The organism is Candidatus Electrothrix sp., assembly GCF_052785085.1.
Genome location: NZ_JALAAI010000205.1, coordinates 1 through 3,750, shown reverse-complemented (window position 1 = coordinate 3,750; position 3,750 = coordinate 1). Strand labels below are relative to the sequence as shown.

General features: G+C 48.1%; 3 protein-coding genes and 1 pseudogene. 1 reads left to right on the top strand and 3 read right to left on the bottom strand.

Annotation, left to right across the window (positions count from 1 at the left end; translation table 11 throughout):
* From L2082_RS18840 to L2082_RS18830, 3 genes are all read right to left on the bottom strand, one after another.
* A complete protein-coding gene (locus L2082_RS18840; protein ID WP_446012156.1) occupies positions 1 to 1,101 on the bottom strand; it encodes an AAA-like domain-containing protein in 1,101 nt (366 codons plus the stop codon).
* A gap of 78 nt (positions 1,102 to 1,179) precedes the next feature.
* A complete protein-coding gene (locus L2082_RS18835; protein ID WP_446011012.1) occupies positions 1,180 to 2,256 on the bottom strand; it encodes an NYN domain-containing protein in 1,077 nt (358 codons plus the stop codon).
* Between the two features lie 47 nt (positions 2,257 to 2,303).
* The gene (locus L2082_RS18830) at positions 2,304 to 3,320 is read right to left on the bottom strand and encodes a catalase family protein (RefSeq protein ID WP_446011011.1); all 1,017 of its coding nucleotides are present in this window, start codon (positions 3,318 to 3,320) and stop codon (positions 2,304 to 2,306) included.
* A 209-nt stretch (positions 3,321 to 3,529) separates the two neighbouring features.
* Between L2082_RS18830 and L2082_RS18825 the strand changes: the two are divergent.
* Positions 3,530 to 3,750: pseudogene (locus tag L2082_RS18825) on the top strand (hypothetical protein); the annotation flags it as partial.

Genomic DNA, 3,750 nt, shown 5'->3' with positions numbered 1-3,750 from the left:
TTATCTATTTTTCGCAACTCTTCTCTGGATAGGTGCATGCGAACTCAGAACGTGGATAGATCTCGTAAAAAACGTTGTGACCCTTAAACTATCGTGATCTTCTTTTTTTGTCCAATCTTTTTTTGTGTGGAATGAGGCGGGTGAACGGTTACGACCGAGATTCTTGGCATAGACAAAATCATCGTCAAAGGCCTGATCAAAATCGGCCTTGCCCACCATGATCGGCTCAATCACCGCCCGTACCCGCTTTTCCCGTAGTTTGTCGGTCAGACTGTCCAGATGGGTGTCCCGTCGTTCAATGAGGATTTCCCGGGCCTTGTCTACAGTCCCCTTGGTTACCGGACAGGAACGGTCTTTAACCAAGGCATCGTAATCTGTGACCAATTGTGCGGCCAGGGCATTGGTCAGCCAGGGTTGACCTTGGGTCAGGCGGAAGATTTCTGCTACGGCCTCTGTGGTAAAGGCTTGCCCGGTTGCCTGGGTATGCTGTTCAAGCAGGGCCTGCACTTCCTCCTCATTGAAATTGCGCATGGTCAGGGAACGGGCCTTGATATTAAAGGGACTGGCTGTGCCCAGACTCTCTGTATCCTGGCGGATGCCGATCTTGTAATCACGCACATCCTTGAGTCCGACAAGAGCGATGCTCTGCGGGAACGGGGCTGGGCGGGAGCAGTAGCCATCCCGCAGCTGGCGGAGAAGGGAAAGCAGAACAACACCTGGCAATGAGTCAATTTCATCAAAGAAAATGACCAGAGGGCGGTCAATGTTACTGCTCCAAACAGAAAGATATTTTCTCAGAGAGACAGAAGCCTGAGACGTAAAGGTGTCAGAGGATGGAGGAGCCAGTTCCGGCGGCAACTGAAAGCGGGCATCATACTCCAGCATGTCCAGGAGTTGCGGCACCATTTTATCAACGTCGGGCAGAGTAAGGCTTTCCAACGAGAACGTCAGGGCTGCATACCGCCCTTCCTCAGTCAGCTGGCGGGAGAGATTGCGCAACAGGGTGGTCTTGCCGGTTTGGCGCGGGGCGTGGATCACAAAAAAGGCATGATCATCAATCAGGTCTCGTACCTCTGAAAGACGCTGCTCCGGCGGGAGCATGTAATGGCGTTCTTGGAGACAAGGGCCGGTGGTGTTGAATTTTTTTCAGTCATCTCGTATAATACGGTGAGTAGCACATCAAGCTTGTGCAAGTTCTATCTGATGTCTTTCAGTATGAATCGTCTTGATGGTGACAGGTATTTCTTGCCCGACCGTGAAGCAGGTCGTAAAATTTTCTGGTAAATTTGATTTATGGAGCAGTCCTGTCACCCCGCTATCCGTCACAGTGATGAAGAGGCCCATCCATACAATGCTCTCTATTGTTCCCCTGAAGGTATCTCCTTCGTGATATCGTTGTATGAATTGTTCCCATTCTGCTGTAGTGACGGGTTCTCGCTGTTTGTTGTTGTTTTGTACTTTCTTTCGACGATCACGGATATAAAGAATTTTTGATTGGGGAATATTGGAGCCGCGCCTTTGCATATCAAACAGCTCTGTTGCTTCGACTAACTCACCAAGTTTTGTATAGCCGTAATTTCTTGAATCGAAATCAGGGAATTGTTTCGCAATATTTGATCCGACACCACTCAGGCTTGCCCACCCGCTGTCATCCGAAGCTGCATCAACAGCACGCCTTAAAAGATTAACCAGTTTTGCATCGCCTTTTAATGTTTTTGCTGCATCTTCCTGTTGAGGTGCTGTTTTTTCTTCTTCTGCCCAAAGAACTTCAGTATAAACAAATTTATCACAGGCCGAAACAAAAGCTTTCGGGGTTTTTCGTTCTCCAAACCCATAAACAGGTATTCCTTCTTCCCGAATTCTTGCCGCAAGGCGAGTAAAATCACTGTCACTTGAGACCAGACAAAATCCGTTAAATCGTCCGGTATAGAGCAAATCCATAGCATCAATAATCATGGCACTGTCTGTGGAATTCTTTCCGATCGTGTAGCGAAATTGTTGAATGGGTTGGATAGAATAATCCAATACAATAGATTTCCACCCGGATAAATTCGGCGTTGTCCAGTCGCCGTAGATTCGTTTGACGTTTGCGATGCCGAACTTGGCTATTTCACCCATTAATGCTTCTGTAACAGATGGTTGAGCATTATCCGCATCAATCAGTACAGCAAGCATTGCTTGGGATTCTTTCCCGTTATTTTTCATTGCCTTCTCTATCCACCCCCCCCTGAGTTGCGCCCGTTTCTCCTTGAGCAAGGTTCTCTTGTCAAAGGGGCCATATAAGGGATGCTCTGTGCCGTAGGTTATGCGCTCTTTTTCCGCTGTTCACGTTCGCTGAAACTGGCCTCATACACCGCCTTACGTAAACGATTAATCCCACCCAGCGGACGATGCTCCTTCAGGGCATGCCACGGGTTGAAGGACATGTCCTCACAGCGTTTCTCTAAATCAGAATTTTCATTAACAGATTGTTTTTTAATGCGCAAGGTAGCCAGCTTGACAGGGACAGTGTCTTGTTCATCCCAATAAACCGAGGTGTCTTCAATGGGCATCTTGGCCGGATCACCCTGTCGCTGCACCTTGAAGTCAAATACGACCTCACCTTGCGCCAACTGTTCAGCAATGGCTTTGCGCAGATAATCGTCAGAACGTTTTTTAGAATCAGCAGGTTTTTTCTCAATGATGGGCGGAACAGCTGAGTACTTTACTGCCTGGCCGCTTGTACCGGCAGCATTACCCAGCCAATACGGCGAGCCGCTCCAGTAGGTGATATGAAGGGGATTGGCCACGGTCTTATTTCTGATCTCCTGAACAATTTTCAACTGGTCCGGGTCAAATACCAGGAGATGAGCCAAAGCAAAGAGGTTCCCAACCAGCGGGAAATTTTTGCATTTTATAACTTCTTTATATTCTTTAGGGTTAGGAAAGGGAAAGACCGGATGATCTACAAAAAGAAAATCCTGACTTTGTTCAGTATCTCCATCCATTGCCCGAGCACCCTCAACAGCAAGCAGCTTAATAGCCAGCCCCCGTGCTGTGGGTTCTGTGTCAGGTTCAATGGTGCCCTGAGCTGTGGAAAAACGGACAAGGGCCTCAAAGGTCGTGCCGGGTTGGCTGAAAACTCCGTGCTGCAGATCAGCTGGAATCTCTGAAGCAATTTCAAAGGAGGCGGTCAGGCAGGCTGCAGCCTTGGCATGCTGGACACGGAGCGGGCAACCGTTTTGCGATTCTTCCATCATATTGATGGTCAGCTTGATCATTTCCTTAAATATCTTGTCTTCTCCGGGCAGGGAAAAGTCTGGGCGTAGTTCTTGCTGCATGGGGTCTCCTCCTGTATTTTGTGGTAATCAACGTTATTGCATTATACCCGCTGATATATAAATGCAAGGATTTTTTTATATTATTTGGCCCAAAACAGGAACCATAAACATACTTTCCTCTCTCAACCGGGCATGGTATACTTGACTTTAAGCAGGCTTATAAAAGTTAAGCAATCATTCTTCAAATAAAAATTTGAAAACACAGCTGGATGGATCACGACCAGAATTTCAAAAACCTGATACTTGACTACCCAAGGGAGGCATTAGCTCTGTTTGCGGAGGAGGAGGCCAGTGCCATTGATCTCTCGGCCCGAATCATCCCTATCCGGGAAGAGCAACTCAAGGAACGCCTGGGAGACCGGTATCGGCGGCTGGATGTCCCCTTGCTTGTGGAGTGGCCGGACAAACAACGTGCGGCCCTGCTTTTTGC

Coding starts and splice junctions, on each gene's coding strand:
- L2082_RS18840 (WP_446012156.1), bottom strand. CDS start 1,101: ATGCTCCCGCCGGAGCAGCGTCTTTCAGAGGTACGAGACCTGATTGAT.
- L2082_RS18830 (WP_446011011.1), bottom strand. CDS start 3,320: ATGCAGCAAGAACTACGCCCAGACTTTTCCCTGCCCGGAGAAGACAAG.